The following is a 15,458-nucleotide window of genomic DNA, read 5'->3' as shown; positions in this document are numbered from 1 at the left end:
GCGTAAATATGGTCGCATCATTGACAAAAAACCCCGCTAACGCGGGGTATTTAGTCAATGAACATGGCAAGTAACATAATGCCGTATTATGCGAAGTGTTATATAGTTAACACTTTGATTCATATAGCTTTATTAAGCTGCTTCCACGCCATCAAAATCCAAAGCTACTAACACGGCCTTTGGTTGTTTGCCTGTGAAATCCCAATCAAAGATCAACTTAGCTTCGGCTGGTAACTTCTGATGCAAATAATCATTGAAGAACTGAGCGCCTTTAATCTTGTAATCAGTCGATTTAAAACCGATGGCGCCTTGTTCTTTCTCACGCTCAGAATATTCTTGCAGCACAGTTACAACCGTGTTTGAAAACTCGATTGTTTTGCCTTTGTCGTCTGTAAAGTCTCCAGCAGCCTTACGGATGCCTGTAACTGTCATAATTGGATGTTGTGAATTATTCATTTGCTCACCTTTAAGCTACTGATTTAAATTGCGATACTGGTGGCTCATACCACTCAGGCAATTGTTGGGAAAAGTCGATTTCTACGAGCTTCATAAATGGAATGACATTTTTAGCCTTGTTGTCATGCAAGTTCTGCAAAAATGCCTTTGAAAAGCCACATTCGCAAAGTTCAGATAAATGTCTATAAAACGTAGGCTTAGGAAGCATTTCAGCTAATTTCTCTAAGCCATGCTCACGAACTAAACAGTACGTAGAGTAAATATTTCGGATACGTGTTTGAGAAACCTTACCGCTATTGGTAACGACAACTGGCGAGTTAGATATGGCTTCCAAAACACTTTCATCATTAATCAATTTCACAGTTTGACCTCTCATGGCATCAAAAATGCTGTGCGTTGCCTTTGTCCAAAGTGTTTGAAGTAAATCAGGATTTGCCTTCTGAAATGCTATGAGTTCATAAAGGTTCGTAGGTACTCCGTTACGTTCAAGCCAACGTTTTTTTAAACGTGATTCAAAACGTAATAGTCCGACCGTCCAGTTGATTAAACGTGAATCGGACATAACATCAACAACTCGTTGAGCTGCCTTGTCATTCTTTTTTGCCAGTTGCTTAAGTTCTTCAAACTGGGAAAGAAATTCATCATGCTTTAAATAGCATTTATGGTTTACAAGTCTGGACGTCTGGCCACCCCAATACACAGAGCTATCAAACCGCTTATTGGAAAGTCTAGTTTGACCGCTACTGACATTAGCCAGAAAGTCCAGAATCTTTTTAGCCGTTGTCTGATCAGACAACTTGGCAGAATACGTAACGTCAATATGTGAAACCCAAGCACGTTCCCAATCAAGCATACGGGTAAGCACTGGGTAAGCCATGTGTAAGAAGCCAATCATCTCATCAGCACCCTGCTCTATGTCATCCGATCCAAAAACGTTATGGCCCTGCAACAACTTTGCAGGCGAAGCCTTAATCTGTACATAAGGTTCATAACTAGCATCGAAAAACACTTTCATCGCCATACCTGTGTAATGAGTCGGTACAGACTCATAAGGATGGAATAAAGCAGCAGCAGAAATCGAACCGTCATCATTCTTATGAACAGAACGAGACGCAAGTGGAATTTCTATGGTGTGAAGATCAATATCTACAAAAAAATAACGCCCTTCCGCATCTACTGAGTAGAAGCTGGATTCAAATGGCGCATTTATGCAAATATGATCTAGCATGGTCTAATTACGCATGTATACAAATAACATTTAGCAGAATTTAATACAATTACACATGAATAGCAAGCACATATAACACATATACAAGTAATATTGTATGCAAGTTAATAACCGTAAAATGTGATCAAAATGGCAGTAACAGTACGTTTAAATGACAAAGAGCAAGAATCTCTTAGAAAGAAGTGCGTAGAACTCAATAAAATTCTGATCAATAAAAATCTACAGCCGATTAAGGATAGTGAGCTAGTGCATATAATCCTTGATCAAGCTATCGATAACGTTGAAATATCAGCAAACGGGAAAGTTGTTGTTAGGAACTCTAAAGACCTCTAAAAATTCCGAAATATCGGAATAGAGTCCACCATTAGACAGCATATAGAAATAATAAATTCTCAAATTTGAGACTAGAGTCCACCATTAGAAGACGTGGACTCCCCGCCTCGGCTTCAAATTCGCATAATGCAGATTGATGTTAAAAAGCCCCGTGAGACTAACAATGTTCTCACTGGGGCTTAGTAACATAATCTGTGCATCACATTATACGAACAATTATATAGTTTAAACTAATCCCTAGTTATTTCTATCTTTCAGATCTAAAGCTCTCTTTATGTAGGTTTCAGTTATTTGGCTGAACATCACTATCTGAGCAAAAATATGACACTCATCATTCTCTATTTAGCTTTACATAGCTAACATAATTTTATTGATCACCGTATAGCTTTTCTTAGAATCTTTGCTGCACTTAAATTTAGATGATCATCCTTGGCTAAAGAATTAAAATTTAAATTAAATTTCAGATGAACCATGCTCCTTACTACTCAATTAAATTCTAACAACTTTATCATTACGGAAATTTTAAAATAATCATTCTGATACTCAAATTTCTGTATTCCTCTTGAATACTTTAAAGATTAAATCTTCTAATTTAGTTCGCCTTATTATTGTATAATTACCTTATGTTCTTAAGTAAAATTAAATAAATACAAGAATTATTTATAACCTATTCAAAAGTAATTTTATTTTTCATATTTTAATTTGTATAAATAAAAAATCTGAGCTAAACCATCTCTTAATTTTCATTAATATATATTATTTCAACAAATATTATGGTTAATTAAATTATTTTTTAATCTGGTATTCTAAGTTAAATTTTTATAATTTTAATTAAAGTATTTATTATCAATAATTTAATTTTACAATAACCAAGATACATTAATATTTGTAAAGTGTGATTTAATTATCGTTTTAATAAAATAGATGTAGAAATAAAACCTATTTATACAAATTAAATAATTAATGAGATATAGGTCACATATTATATTATGTTTTTTAATTGAAATTGATTTATATATTGTTTTTAAATAAAAAATATTGTATCACTTATATTAACTATTTAATAAATAGGTACTTATAAAATGAAAAATAATATATTTAAAATTTTGGTTTTGGCGGTATTTTCTACTTCCCCACTATTTTGTTATGCAAATAACACAATAATGATCAAAGGAAATATTGTTGAAGACACATGCTCAACAAAAAGTAATGAGATAGAATGTAACGCAGTCAATAATTTGAATATTAAACTTGATAGTGAATATTTAAATAAAGATAGTCTCTATAAATTAGCTCAACATACAGAGAAGATGGACACTAGCATTGAAAGTCTAGGTTCTAATCGAAAGATTATACTTATCAATTATCATTAAGCTCATTTCATCACATTTGATCTTATTACTATAGAAGCTGGCAAAAGAGTGATTCATACAATTCAACATAATTTTTTATGAATTGGGTATTGGGTCACTCTTTTTCTGCAAAAATGTCTATTTGTATATTTTTTCTATATACATCTGCATAATTTATTCTATATAATTGTATTGTAAGAATTTAAACTTCTTCTTCACGTAAATTGTTTAATTCTTTTCCAGTTACATAGTAGCCTTATGTAATTTTCTTATCTCTACGATTCCTTTCTTCTAAACAATAAAAACTATTTATAAAACAGCTACATAAGCTGTGTTAACTAGCTATTAACTGCACCCTAAAAGTGTGACACAATTAAAATTATGAAAAAATAATGTGACATATTTTGCATTTTGTTTAAAAAGTGTTAGCATTGTTACATTACTTTTCAAGATGTCAAACACTGGAAAAGTAAGGAATTAAACTTTTATCCAGACTTTTGAGAAAACACTATGAAAAAACTTGCTTTGATCGCTGCTCTTTCGGTTGTAGGGATTGCGAATGCTCAAGCTGCTGATGGTACAATTACAATTAATGGTTTAGTTACAGACAAAACTTGTGACATCGTTACTCCTGCTGGTAAAGATTTCACAGTGACTCTTCCTACTGTTTCTAAACAAACTTTAGCTGTTGCTGGGGATGTTGCTGGCCGTACCCCTTTCCAAATCAACTTAGCTAACTGTTCACAAGGTAAAGTAGCTACTTACTTTGAACCAGGTGCAACTGTTGACTTCAATACTGGTCGTTTACTTAACCAAGACGCTACTGGTGCTAAAAACGTTAACGTTCAACTTTTAGGTAGCAACAATAACTTCATCCCAGTACTTGCTGCTGGTGCAAACGGTGCTCAAGCTAACTCTCAATGGGTTGACGTAGCTGAAGGTGCAAGTGCTGACCTTAACTACTATGCTGAATACTATGCAACTGGTGCTTCTACTGCTGGTAAAGTAACTACTTCTGTTCAATACACAATTATCTATCAATAATTAATTGATAGCGGGGTTTCTATGTCCACATGGAAACCCTGTTTTGTGTAGCACTTTCCTGAATCTTTCTTGGTTGAGAACTCGAAAAATGAAATTGAACAGTTATAATTTTTTGTTAGGTTTGGCGTTTGCTTCATCTGTTGCTGCTCCTGCCGCTCAAGCAGAAATTGTAATTCATGGCACCCGTGTAATTTATCCGTCGGATGCTAGAGAAGTTACGCTACAAGTTAGCAATAACGGTTCAAAGCCAGCACTTGTCCAAGCTTGGATTGATGAAGGTGATCCAAAAAGTACCCCGGATCAATCAAAAGTTCCTTTTATGATTGCTCCTCCAATTTCTCGTGTTGAAGCGACAAAAAGTCAGACGCTTCGTATCACTGCCCTTCCAAATGCTTCTCAATTTAATCAGAAGCAAGAAACTGTTTTGTGGTTAAACGTTTTGGATATTCCACCAAGACCTACCTCAAAAAATGCAGATACGACACCTGATAACTTCTTACAACTTGCAATTCGTTCCCGGATTAAATTCTTCTATCGTCCGGCTTCAATTAAAGAAGATGCGAATTTAGCAGCAGATAAGCTTCAATGGGTTAAATCTGGTCAGAATTTAACGGTAAAAAATCCAACTCCTTTCCACATTACGATGACTTCTGTTTATCAAAAGGTTGGAGATAAAAAAGTTGATTTATTGCCTCAAGGGCTAATGGTTAAGCCTTTTTCTGAAGCTTCTATTCAGCTTAAGAATAGCAACCTTCAGGATATGAGTTTTATTAATGTCAACGACTATGGTGGTCGAGTCGAACACCAAATAAAACTTCAGTAATCAGATTATCTTTTTAATAAATTTAAGCACCTATTATGTGAGTAGGCGGACTTAGCTATGCCAAAAAAAAGGCAAGAATCTTATAAATTATTAAAACGCCATATTTGTTATTACTTGGCTTCTGGCGTTGTTACAATGACAATGCCTGTGTTCGTGCATGCTGAAGAAGCAGCTGCGAGTGCGCCTGTAGAAGCTGAATTTGATTCTGCTTTTTTAATTGGTGACGCTCAGAAAGTCGATATTTCTCGATTTAAGTACGGCAACCCTGTTTTACCAGGTGAATATAACGTTGACGTTTATGTAAATGGTCAATGGTTTGGTAAACGCCGCATGATTTTCAAGGCATTAGATCCAAATCAAAATGCCGTAACTTGTTTTACTGGAATGAATCTTCTTGAATACGGCGTAAAACAAGAAATTTTAACCAAGCACGCTCCCCTTCAAAAAGAAAATAATAGTTGTTATAAAATTGAAGAATGGGTAGAAAACGCATTTTATGAATTCGATACGTCTCGTTTACGTGTAGATATTTCAATTCCTCAAGTCGCATTACAAAAAAATGCTCAAGGCTATGTCGACCCAAGCGTATGGGATCGCGGGATTAATGCCGGCTTTTTGTCTTATAGTGGTAGTGCGTATAAAACTTTTAATCAGTCTGGTGACCGAAGCGAAACGACTAATGCTTTTATGGGGGTTACGGCTGGTCTAAATTTAGCAGGTTGGCAATTACGTCATAATGGTCAGTGGCAATGGCAAGATACGCCTGCGGAAAATCAATCTAAATCAGACTATCAAGAAACAAGCACCTATTTACAAAGAGCTTTCCCTAAATATCGTGGTGTTTTAACACTCGGGGATAGTTTTACAAACGGCGAAGTATTTGACTCATATGGTTATCGTGGTATCGATTTTTCAAGTGATGATCGAATGCTACCGAATAGTATGCTTGGTTATGCTCCACGTATCCGTGGTAATGCAAAAACCAATGCAAAAGTTGAAGTACGTCAACAGGGGCAATTGATTTACCAAACAACGGTTGCACCAGGTAATTTCGAAATTAATGACCTTTACCCTACCGGCTTTGGTGGTGAAATTGAAATTTCTGTTATCGAAGCGAATGGTGAAATACAGAAATTTTCTGTGCCTTATGCCTCTGTTGTACAGATGTTACGCCCAGGCATGAACCGTTACTCATTAACTGTAGGTCAGTTCCGTGATCAAGACATTGATCTGGACCCTTGGATTATTCAGGGTAAATACCAACAAGGTATTAATAACTATTTAACCGGCTATACCGGAATTCAGGCATCTGAGAATTACGCTGCAATATTGCTTGGTGCTGCCGTTGCTACACCAATTGGAGCAATTGCATTCGACGTGACTCACTCTGAAGCTGAGTTTGAAAAACAGGCTTCACAATCAGGTCAAAGTTTCCGTTTAAGTTATAGTAAGTTAATTACGCCGACCAACACAAACTTAACACTTGCAGCTTACCGTTATTCAACCGAAAACTTCTATAAATTGCGCGATGCCCTGCTTATACGTGACTTGGAAGAAAAAGGTGTAAACACTTATGCTGCTGGTCGTCAACGTAGTGAGTTCCAGATTACTTTAAACCAAGGGTTACCTGAGGGTTGGGGTAACTTCTATGTGGTAGGTTCATGGGTAGATTACTGGAATCGTAGCGAGAGTACTAAACAGTATCAGATTGGTTATAGTAATAACTACCATGGTTTAACTTATGGTTTATCTGCAATTAACCGTAAGGTTGAGTACGGCTCAAATGATGCGTCGCATGATACTGAATATTTAATGACGCTTTCATTCCCAATTAACTTTAAGAAGAATTCAGTCAACGTCAACGTTACTGCTTCTGAAGACAGCCGTACTGTTGGTGCAAGTGGAATGGTGGGTGATCGCTTTAGTTATGGCGCTTCTGTGTCACATCAAGACTATGCGAACCCAACATTTAACGCAAATGGTCGTTACCGTACTAACTATGCAACTGTTGGCGGCTCTTATAGTATTGCTGATTCTTACCAACAAGCAATGGTAAGTTTAAGCGGTAGTGTTGTTGCTCACTCAGATGGTATTTTATTTGGACCTGAGCAAGGCCAAACCATGGTACTTGTGCATGCACCTGATGCTGCTGGAGCAAAAGTGAATAACACGGTTGGTCTAAGTGTAAATAAAGCGGGTTATGCAGTAGTTCCTTATGTTACGCCATACCGCCTTAATGACATTACTCTTGACCCACAAGAAATGTCGAGCGAAGTTGAACTTGAAGAAACAAGTCAACGTATTGCCCCATTTGCTGGTGCAATTGCTAAAGTAGATTTTGCGACTAAGACAGGTTATGCAGTTTACATTAATAGTAAAACTGCTGATGGCAACAGTTTACCATTTGGAGCTCAAGTCTTTAATCAAAAAGATGAAGCTGTAGGTATTGTTGCGCAAGGTAGTATGATTTACTTACGTACCCCACTTGCTCAAGATAGTCTCTATGTAAAATGGGGCGACGAGAGCAATGAGCGTTGTTCAGTTGAGTACAACATTAGTAATCAGTTGCAAAATAAGCAACAAAGCATAGTTATGACTGAGGCTGTCTGCAAATGAAAAGAATATTATTAACAGGTTTTTTATTTACGGCTGGTCTTGGTGTGTATGGTGAAGCTAATGCTTACTGTACTTTAGGCAATGATAATTATGGAGCCTCATTTAGCACGGTTGATATTTCCATGGCTGTAGGTCGCGTTGTGGTCCGACCAAGTGACCCAGTTGGAAAAATTTTAAGAAAAGCAACTTTTCCAATTAACGCAAATGGTTCAACAGCAAGATGTACGTCTTATAGCGATACTATTACTGCTGCACTTACCCAAGGCTATGCATTAAGCCCACTAGGGAATAATATCTATTCGACGAATATTCCTGGAATTGGTATTCGTTTGTACCGTGAAGCGGAAAATGCAACTAACTTTTCTGGCTATTATCCGTATACCCGTAGTTTAACACCAGGTATGAAATATTTTCTTGCTTCGGGATACTTTGTTGTCGAAATTGTGAAAACTGCTGCACAGACTGGTTCGGGTACATTAGTGCCTGGTTTATATAGTCGATACTATGTAAGCGGTTATGCGAACCGACCTTTTTTAACCAGTACAGTTTATGGTAATGCAATTACTATCGCCTCTTCTTCATGTGAAATTCAAGGTAATATTAATAAAGTTGTACAATTGCCTACAGTTACAAAGGCTGGTTTTAAAGGCGTTGGCTCAACTCAAGGCGAACAAACCTTCGATATGAACATCTTATGTAATGGGGGTATCAACCCAACGGGTTACGAAGAGAAAAACCTTATTAGTTTAACTTACGACTTTACTCAAGACGGAACAAATAATCAGGTTTTAGCGAATACTGCTCCGACATCTGAAAAAGCAAATGGCGTAGGTGTGCAGTTACTCTGGAACTATCAAAATAAGAATCAGGTCATCAAAAAAGGTGACAAATTAGCATTAGGTACATTGTCTTCTAACCAGACAATTCAATATAACGTACCGATGACTGCCCGCTACTATCAAACAGCAACAAATGTGACTGCTGGTAAGGTCCGTGCAATGGCTACTGTAACTATTGAATATGATTAATCATATTCAATAGTTTTTAAACCTAATAATTTCAAATATTTAAATATTAATAATAAATTTTACTTTAACACTACTTTCTAAGAATTTCATACTTAACTTAATAGGAATATTTATGAAAAGAATAAGTATAGTTGCAGTTAGTGCAGTGACATTATGTTGGGCAATGTATGAGGTATCTTCTGATAATACCAATACAGCACCGCGTAGCGAATCTAACCAAAAAGTAGCATCTAAAAGCATTTCATCAACTACAAGGAATGAAAAATTAGCGCCTCAAATGCTTTTGGCCCAAACAAATTCTCTTAATTCTTCTGCCCCAGACTGTAAATATAATTTTGATGCGACTCAAGAAGATTATGATCTTTGGAACAATGAACATACTGACTATTGGTCTATGAAAATATTCCCATTAATAAGTGGGCAAAAATTTAGTCTTAAAGTAGAGCCTATGCCAGAAAATGAGTATGGTATGTAGAGTATGTAGCTAGAAGTAAAGCTAGTCTTAATTCTACTAATGATATTGGTGATTTAATAATACCTCACACAGGTATTATTGCATTTGAAATAGAGCTTAAGATCCCAACCTCAGCTCTTGGGAGCTCATCACTTGGAAATTCTACTTATTACTCCTCTGGCATTGCTTTTAATGGTGTAACAAATAATGGCTATACCGTCAGATCCAATTTTAGGTTTAATATGGGTACTTATGATCCAGATTTTGGTGAGAATCCTGCTAGATTAAGCTATTCTGTAGCTTACCGACTTAGTGATGAGACTGGCCCTGACAGTCGATATTCTAAAGGTCAAAACATGACAAATAATGCAAATGGATACCAAAGATTAGGTATTTATATTAATCAGAACACTAAGCAAGTTGGCTTTATTATAAATGGTGTTGATCAGGGGTATCAATCTACTTTGCCTGCGCCACTTGAGAATATACGCTTTTTTGTTTCAAGTGATATATCAATAGATGCCGAACAATTATTTGGACAAGAGTTGTCGAACGAACTCATTACTGACCGTAATGCGCTACAGTTTAACTACCCTCAGGGCACAACAGACATGTGTGGTAATGCCATCTAAGATATAAAATTATAAGTGGTAAAAAAGGGCTGAATCACAGCCCTTTTTTTATTTCGTTTAGAAATGGATAACAGTACGAATTGATTTACCTTCGTGCATTAAATCAAAAGCGGTATTAATGTCTTGTAGAGGCATAGTATGAGTCACAAAAGGTTCAAGTTGAATCTCACCTTTCATAGCATCTTCGACCATTTTAGGAAGTTGTGAGCGGCCTTTTACTCCACCAAACGCAGTACCTAACCATTTACGGCCTGTAACTAACTGGAATGGGCGTGTCGAAATTTCTTGACCAGCACCAGCAACACCAATAATAACGGATTGTCCCCAACCACGATGTGCACACTCTAGAGCCGAGCGCATAACATTGACGTTACCAATACATTCAAATGAATGATCTACGCCCCAACCTGTCATTTCTACAATCACTTGCTGAATAGGTTGGTCATAATCTTTTGGATTTAAGAAATCTGTAGCGCCAAACTGTTTAGCAAGTTCAAATTTATCTGGGTTTGTATCTACGACAATAATGCGTCCTGCTTTCGCTTGACGTGCACCTTGTACAACAGCTAAACCAATACCGCCTAAACCAAATACGGCAACCGAATCACCTTCTTGTACTTTAGCTGTGTTATGCACGGCGCCAATACCGGTCGTTACACCACATCCAAGTAAACAAACTTGTTCGTGATTCGCTTCAGGATTGATTTTAGCTAAAGAGACTTCCGCAACTACTGTATATTCACTAAAGGTTGAACAACCCATGTAATGGTAAATCGGTTCGCCGTTATATGAAAAACGTGTAGTTCCATCCGGCATTACACCTTTACCTTGCGTCGCACGTACCGCAACACACAAGTTAGTTTTTCCGGATTTACAGAATAAGCATTCTTTACATTCAGCTGTATAAAGTGGAATCACGTGGTCGCCAGGTTGAACACTTGTTACGCCCTCGCCTACTTCAACTACAACACCTGCACCTTCATGACCTAAAATCGCTGGGAAAACACCTTCTGGGTCATCGCCAGATAATGTAAAAGCATCGGTATGGCATACCCCTGTATGGGTAATTTTTATTAAAACCTCACCAGCCTTGGGTGGTGCAACATCAACTTCAACAATTTCTAAAGGTTTTCCTGGGGCAAAGGCGACAGCTGCACGAGATTTCATCTTTGGGTTTCCTTTATATCATTCGGTACTTATAGTCGAGCAAAATAGATTATGTAACCGTAATACAAGAGCTTAATTTTGCTTAAATTAAAATTGGCTTTCATGACAATCCATCACAGCATAGCCAGTCAGAAACGTCTAAGCAAGCCTGTACTAAAAAAAGAAGAAAACCTCCTAAGTGAAGAGGTTTTCTATCAGATTACTTCTCTTATAAACAGCTTATGTTTACTTAAAGGTAAATATCTGGTGGATACGGTGTGTTATCACTAATTGGTGAGTAAAGTGTATTTTCAACAAAGAAGCCATTTGGGGCTTGGGTCGTATCAATTGTAATTGAATCGAACATGACTTGCGGATAGGCCCAGATAAACTGCTTCCTTAGGCCAAGAGATACGTTATTTTTCATATCGCCAAAAATCCTCTGCCAAATTGGAGTTCGATAAGGTTTGTTTTTGTCGAATCCATAGATATAAGCAATAGATGCATCTGGTACAAATCCAGATAAATAAGCAACTTTATTTGCCGGATAACCTAAATCTTGAGTTGGTATCTGAGAAACAGCTTGATGAGCTAAATCTAATTTAGCTTCTAAAAGCCAGTCATAAGCTTCAGTCATGATGTAATCAAAATTTGGATATGAGTAGTGCTGGCTTGGATAGTTGATATAGGTTGCTAGGGTTTGTATTGGAGAACGAATGGATGGGAAAAATATTAAAGGACACACTTGAGCATTTGCATATTTAGCTTTAATGGCTGCTCGAATATTTTGACAGGTCTGTCCTAACTTATTTCTTAACCAAGTTTTAAACTCATCATACGGCGTACCTGTTTTATTCATAGCCTCATAGATTGTGCCTAGGTCTGGCGCATATAGTCCTGTATCGGCATTAAAGGCTAATTTTGTTGGATAGTCATACACACAAGGTAGATTCGTGTCCGTGTTATACCACCACCAAGGTTCACCAATTTGCATGTTAACATTACAGCCGCCAGCAACCATTGTATCTGCGAACTCAATAAAAACTTTGTGCAAATAAGCCAAAGCATTTTGATCACTTAAGCTAAAGAAATAACTCGGTGGTTGGTAACCTGTTTTACCTAAATTGCTATTCCAGTCACGCTGTGCCCAAAACTCATTTGCTCCAAGTGAATACATCTCAAAACTTACCCCAAAAATGGGTTGCATGTTTGCATTATGTAGAGCTTGGGCATATTTCTCATGCCATTTTCGGGTACATGCGTTGACGACTGCCTCACCTGTTACCAACGTATCTGGTATTTGCCATTTATTAATATCGCTTTTCCATGTCATTTCAGGATAATGCGACATTCCACAATAGTGGTTTACCAATCCCTGATATCCCAAAGCGACCATATTGTTGACTAGGCGCTGCGGGTTCAAGTCATAATGGTCATCATAGCTGGTACAGATCCCATAATTGTGCTGGGGTACAACAACACGACTCAGATTTAACTTTGCATTTGTTCCAGTCACGACTGAATTGGTAATACGAATATAACCATCTTCCGGCTGGCTTAAAGGCGTAGCTGACTGACCGTTATAGTGGCTAGTAAAGCCTGAAAATGAGATACGTTGAATATTGGTTACCGGAAAGCTATCTGTAGCAGAAAAACCGGCTTTAACTGTATCCCAGTTAATATGAATATGCGCCGTTCGCGACGAAGGATTATTTGCATAATTAAATAAGACGATATATGCAATTTTATCTACGCCATTGTCATGATAGTACACCGTTAAAGTTGGGGTTAAACTTGGATTATTAAGTACGGGCATAGAAGCCGATAATTCAATATCAAAATCCCAAACTACCCCTGCATAACTATATTTGGTTTCATATGCTAAAAATTTATGATCTTTCGTATCATAAGAATCCCAGCTAATCCCTACCAAGTCATTTGTCATACGTGATCTAAAAGATGCTTCAAATCCATTTCCATAATTTGTAATGGCAAAAGACATGGTTTGTGGGCCGTCTATTCTCCAGTAAATAGGACTAAACCGATCAATAAGTGTATTTTGGGTAATTGGATGAGGTGATGTATTAGTATTATTTTGCACATTTTGTCGATTAGTTATCATGACGTCATTCTCTTAATGTATTAAGAAGTTTTATATTAAATAAGTATTCTTATTTTACTGTTCAGATAAGTAACAATGACGTTTAAATTATTTACAGTGAATAATTTTAAAAAGCTCAAAATAAACTTAAACAAAAAACTTAATATTATTCTAAAATATTTTTTCTACCGAGGAGACTATAAATGTCAAAATTTATACAGCCTATCAATTTTAAGGCTTTGTTTATATTTGCTCCTCTTCTGTTTGTATCAATAGGTTGTAGTGAAACGCTATATTCCCAAACAATCCCATCAGTAAACTCTTCTTCAGAGAATATCGACTATCCAGAGATCGATACAGCATTAGGAGAAAAGTTACAACCAAATGAGGAAGTAATAGCTCATCAAATAACTCAAGTTATTGAGAAGTCGATTCGTGAACAGTATACGGCGGGAAATGCTTTACGTGATGCACACCCTAAAGCGCATGGATGTGTTCGTGCTGAATTTCATGTACTTAAAAATATACCAGCTCAACTTGCAAAAGGTATTTTTATTCCAGATAAAAACTATGAAGCATGGATTCGTTTTTCGAATGCTTCTAATGATGCTTCTAGAGCAGATATTGAAAAAGACGCACGTGGAATGGCAATAAAAATCTTAGGTGTATCAGGTCAGAAAATTTTAGAAAATGAAAAAGAGGCTACAACTCAAGACTTTATTATGATTAATCACCCCGTCTTTTTTGTAAATGACGGGCAAAGATACCTGTCTTTTATGAATGATGTAAATAGCCATAATATGGTCAGAAAACTTCACATTCCATTTGCTTTAGGTTTTAAAGGTACTATGAATGCTTTAGGTGCGCGTAATTCTAAAATTGCAAATCCACTATATGCACAGTATTGGTCTATGGTGCCCTATCAATTAGGATTAGGTGTTGACCGTCAAGCGGTTAAATACTCCGTAAGAAATTGCTCTACAGTGTCTGCAACTCTACCTGATCACCCTAGCCATAATTTTTTACGAGATGCTTTAAAAGATACATTGCAAAAGCAAGACGTGTGTATGGAATTTCTTATACAGCCAAGAACTTCGACTAAAATGCTGGTTGAAGATGCAATGACCGAGTGGAAAGAAAATGAAGCACCTTTTTATCAAGTTGCGACCATTCATATTCCAAAGCAAAGCTTTGATACACCTGAACAGAATCAATTTTGTGAAAATCTCTCTTTTACACCGTGGCATGCTTTACCTGAGCATAAACCGCTTGGCGCAATAAATAGAATGCGTAAAATTATTTATGAAAATATAAGCAGAGTTAGACACGATATCAACTCAGCTCCCCGACAAGAACCCAAAAACTAATTTAAGTATAAAAGAACTGCCAATAACCAAAGCAGTTCTTTATAGTTCAGTATTTGATGAGGATGGCCATAGATTTTCTAATGTCTATACATCAATTTCTCAGCAATAGAGCTTAGGTTGGCTAAATTCTTTTTTATTGGATAATCTCCTTTACTCGTATCTATGGTGATCCGATCAATGAAGTCTGCTAACCATAAAATAAATTCTTCTTCATTTTTATAGCTAGGAATCAGACTGCTATCAAATTTGAGCAATACTTCATCTTGAGGATTAAGCAGCGAACCACTGAAATCTAAAAAATTATATAAAAATTTTAATTCTGTTCCTGTAATGGCTTTTTTTATTTCTATAATTAAATTATTTAAGCTTTTTAGATAATTGCTTGAAGAATCTTGTTTAATATTTTTAGAAATTTTTTCTGCTAATAGTAAGTATTTTGGCATTTCTATCTCCTTATCAATTTTTTTATAAAATATGAGTATAAAATTAAAGTTATAAATTTAAGTTTTCAGTTTTTATTGAAGTGTTATTTATTTTTTAAAATTAATAGAGTTTTATGTAAGTTGCAACTTTTTATTATTTTAAAGTGCGAACTACTTTGAATTATATTCTGAGTAAATTAATAGGTTTTATATGATTACTGAATTAAACTATGCTCTTCTTTAAAATAAATAAGCTCAACACTTTTAATTATTGAGCTTATCTTTAATTGGCTTAGTATGACTGAAGTATTTCACTTTAAACTTAAGTCATTTTATGGGAACTCTTCATTTTATGAATTTTCCCACACTTTCTGCATTCTCTGACTTCATCATGTGAAATATCAAAATCATATTCCCAGATGTGTATGCAGAAAAATTGTCTAATATTATGGAGCA

At 36.1% G+C, this 15,458-nt stretch carries 12 protein-coding genes and 1 pseudogene; 8 read left to right on the top strand and 5 right to left on the bottom strand.

What is annotated here, in order from left to right; all coding sequences use genetic code 11:
* Positions 1-132: 132 nt before the first annotated feature.
* Positions 133-456 carry a hypothetical protein gene (locus tag MKL62_RS12105; protein WP_004739049.1) on the bottom strand — a complete coding sequence of 108 codons (324 nt, stop codon included), beginning with the start codon at positions 454-456 and terminating at the stop codon, positions 133-135.
* Between the two features lie 10 nt (positions 457-466).
* Positions 467-1,684: a phage/plasmid replication protein, II/X family gene (locus tag MKL62_RS12100; protein ID WP_000884016.1), complete on the bottom strand. Its 1,218-nt coding sequence runs from the start codon at positions 1,682-1,684 to the stop codon at positions 467-469.
* A 129-nt stretch (positions 1,685-1,813) separates the two neighbouring features.
* Between MKL62_RS12100 and MKL62_RS12095 the strand changes: the two genes are divergently transcribed.
* The 7 genes and pseudogenes from MKL62_RS12095 (at position 1,814) to MKL62_RS12065 (ending at position 9,966) form a co-directional block, all read left to right on the top strand.
* Positions 1,814-2,017 carry a hypothetical protein gene (locus MKL62_RS12095; protein WP_000301760.1) on the top strand — a complete coding sequence of 68 codons (204 nt, stop codon included), beginning with the start codon at positions 1,814-1,816 and terminating at the stop codon, positions 2,015-2,017.
* A 1,082-nt stretch (positions 2,018-3,099) separates the two neighbouring features.
* On the top strand, positions 3,100-3,390 hold the full coding sequence (locus tag MKL62_RS12090) for a hypothetical protein (protein ID WP_000794349.1): 291 nt from the start codon (positions 3,100-3,102) through the stop codon (positions 3,388-3,390).
* 489 nt (positions 3,391-3,879) lie between these two features.
* Entirely contained in the window at positions 3,880-4,413 is a 534-nt protein-coding gene (locus MKL62_RS12085) for a fimbrial protein (protein ID WP_000731819.1), read from the top strand.
* A gap of 88 nt (positions 4,414-4,501) precedes the next feature.
* Positions 4,502-5,236, top strand: a complete 735-nt coding sequence (locus MKL62_RS12080; RefSeq protein ID WP_000774086.1) for a fimbrial biogenesis chaperone — start codon at positions 4,502-4,504, stop codon at positions 5,234-5,236.
* A gap of 57 nt (positions 5,237-5,293) precedes the next feature.
* Positions 5,294-7,852 carry a fimbria/pilus outer membrane usher protein gene (locus MKL62_RS12075; protein ID WP_005128664.1) on the top strand — a complete coding sequence of 853 codons (2,559 nt, stop codon included), beginning with the start codon at positions 5,294-5,296 and terminating at the stop codon, positions 7,850-7,852.
* The gene (locus MKL62_RS12070; protein WP_000821745.1) at positions 7,849-8,880 is read left to right on the top strand and encodes a fimbrial protein; all 1,032 of its coding nucleotides are present in this window, start codon (positions 7,849-7,851) and stop codon (positions 8,878-8,880) included. Before MKL62_RS12075 ends, MKL62_RS12070 begins: the two co-directional genes overlap by 4 nt.
* 112 nt (positions 8,881-8,992) lie before the next feature.
* Positions 8,993-9,966: pseudogene (locus tag MKL62_RS12065) on the top strand (DUF4882 family protein).
* 57 nt (positions 9,967-10,023) lie between these two features.
* On the opposite strand, the gene MKL62_RS12060 reads toward MKL62_RS12065, so the two are convergent.
* Positions 10,024-11,133: an S-(hydroxymethyl)glutathione dehydrogenase/class III alcohol dehydrogenase gene (locus MKL62_RS12060; protein ID WP_000842124.1), complete on the bottom strand. Its 1,110-nt coding sequence runs from the start codon at positions 11,131-11,133 to the stop codon at positions 10,024-10,026.
* Positions 11,134-11,362: 229 nt separating this feature from the next.
* Positions 11,363-13,234 (bottom strand): non-contractile tail sheath protein, encoded by a 1,872-nt coding sequence (locus MKL62_RS12055; RefSeq protein ID WP_005128668.1) that lies wholly within the window; start codon positions 13,232-13,234, stop codon positions 11,363-11,365.
* A gap of 182 nt (positions 13,235-13,416) precedes the next feature.
* Between MKL62_RS12055 and MKL62_RS12050 the strand changes: the two genes are divergently transcribed.
* A complete protein-coding gene (locus tag MKL62_RS12050) occupies positions 13,417-14,580 on the top strand; it encodes a catalase family protein (RefSeq protein WP_005128669.1) in 1,164 nt (387 codons plus the stop codon).
* A gap of 77 nt (positions 14,581-14,657) precedes the next feature.
* Here the strand turns inward: MKL62_RS12050 and MKL62_RS12045 are convergent, their stop codons facing one another.
* Positions 14,658-15,023, bottom strand: a complete 366-nt coding sequence (locus MKL62_RS12045; RefSeq protein WP_001127349.1) for a hypothetical protein — start codon at positions 15,021-15,023, stop codon at positions 14,658-14,660.
* Between the last annotated feature and the right edge of the window lie 435 nt (positions 15,024-15,458).

It is taken from the genome of Acinetobacter sp. AOR01_HL (genome assembly GCF_027855455.1).
In the GTDB taxonomy this organism is placed as follows: domain Bacteria; phylum Pseudomonadota; class Gammaproteobacteria; order Pseudomonadales; family Moraxellaceae; genus Acinetobacter; species Acinetobacter baumannii.
Note: the sequence above shows the minus strand (reverse complement) of the source record. Positions and strands in the feature narration are given on the sequence as shown.

Excerpts from the sequence above, each read along its gene's own strand:
- MKL62_RS12080 (WP_000774086.1), top strand. The coding sequence starts at position 4,502 with ATGAAATTGAACAGTTATAATTTTTTGTTAGGTTTGGCGTTTGCTTCA.
- MKL62_RS12090 (WP_000794349.1), top strand. The coding sequence starts at position 3,100 with ATGAAAAATAATATATTTAAAATTTTGGTTTTGGCGGTATTTTCTACT.
- MKL62_RS12105 (WP_004739049.1), bottom strand. The coding sequence starts at position 456 with ATGAATAATTCACAACATCCAATTATGACAGTTACAGGCATCCGTAAG.
- MKL62_RS12075 (WP_005128664.1), top strand. The coding sequence starts at position 5,294 with ATGCCAAAAAAAAGGCAAGAATCTTATAAATTATTAAAACGCCATATT.
- MKL62_RS12085 (WP_000731819.1), top strand. The coding sequence starts at position 3,880 with ATGAAAAAACTTGCTTTGATCGCTGCTCTTTCGGTTGTAGGGATTGCG.
- MKL62_RS12095 (WP_000301760.1), top strand. The coding sequence starts at position 1,814 with ATGGCAGTAACAGTACGTTTAAATGACAAAGAGCAAGAATCTCTTAGA.
- MKL62_RS12070 (WP_000821745.1), top strand. The coding sequence starts at position 7,849 with ATGAAAAGAATATTATTAACAGGTTTTTTATTTACGGCTGGTCTTGGT.
- MKL62_RS12055 (WP_005128668.1), bottom strand. The coding sequence starts at position 13,234 with ATGATAACTAATCGACAAAATGTGCAAAATAATACTAATACATCACCT.
- MKL62_RS12050 (WP_005128669.1), top strand. The coding sequence starts at position 13,417 with ATGTCAAAATTTATACAGCCTATCAATTTTAAGGCTTTGTTTATATTT.
- MKL62_RS12045 (WP_001127349.1), bottom strand. The coding sequence starts at position 15,023 with ATGCCAAAATACTTACTATTAGCAGAAAAAATTTCTAAAAATATTAAA.
- MKL62_RS12060 (WP_000842124.1), bottom strand. The coding sequence starts at position 11,133 with ATGAAATCTCGTGCAGCTGTCGCCTTTGCCCCAGGAAAACCTTTAGAA.
- MKL62_RS12100 (WP_000884016.1), bottom strand. The coding sequence starts at position 1,684 with ATGCTAGATCATATTTGCATAAATGCGCCATTTGAATCCAGCTTCTAC.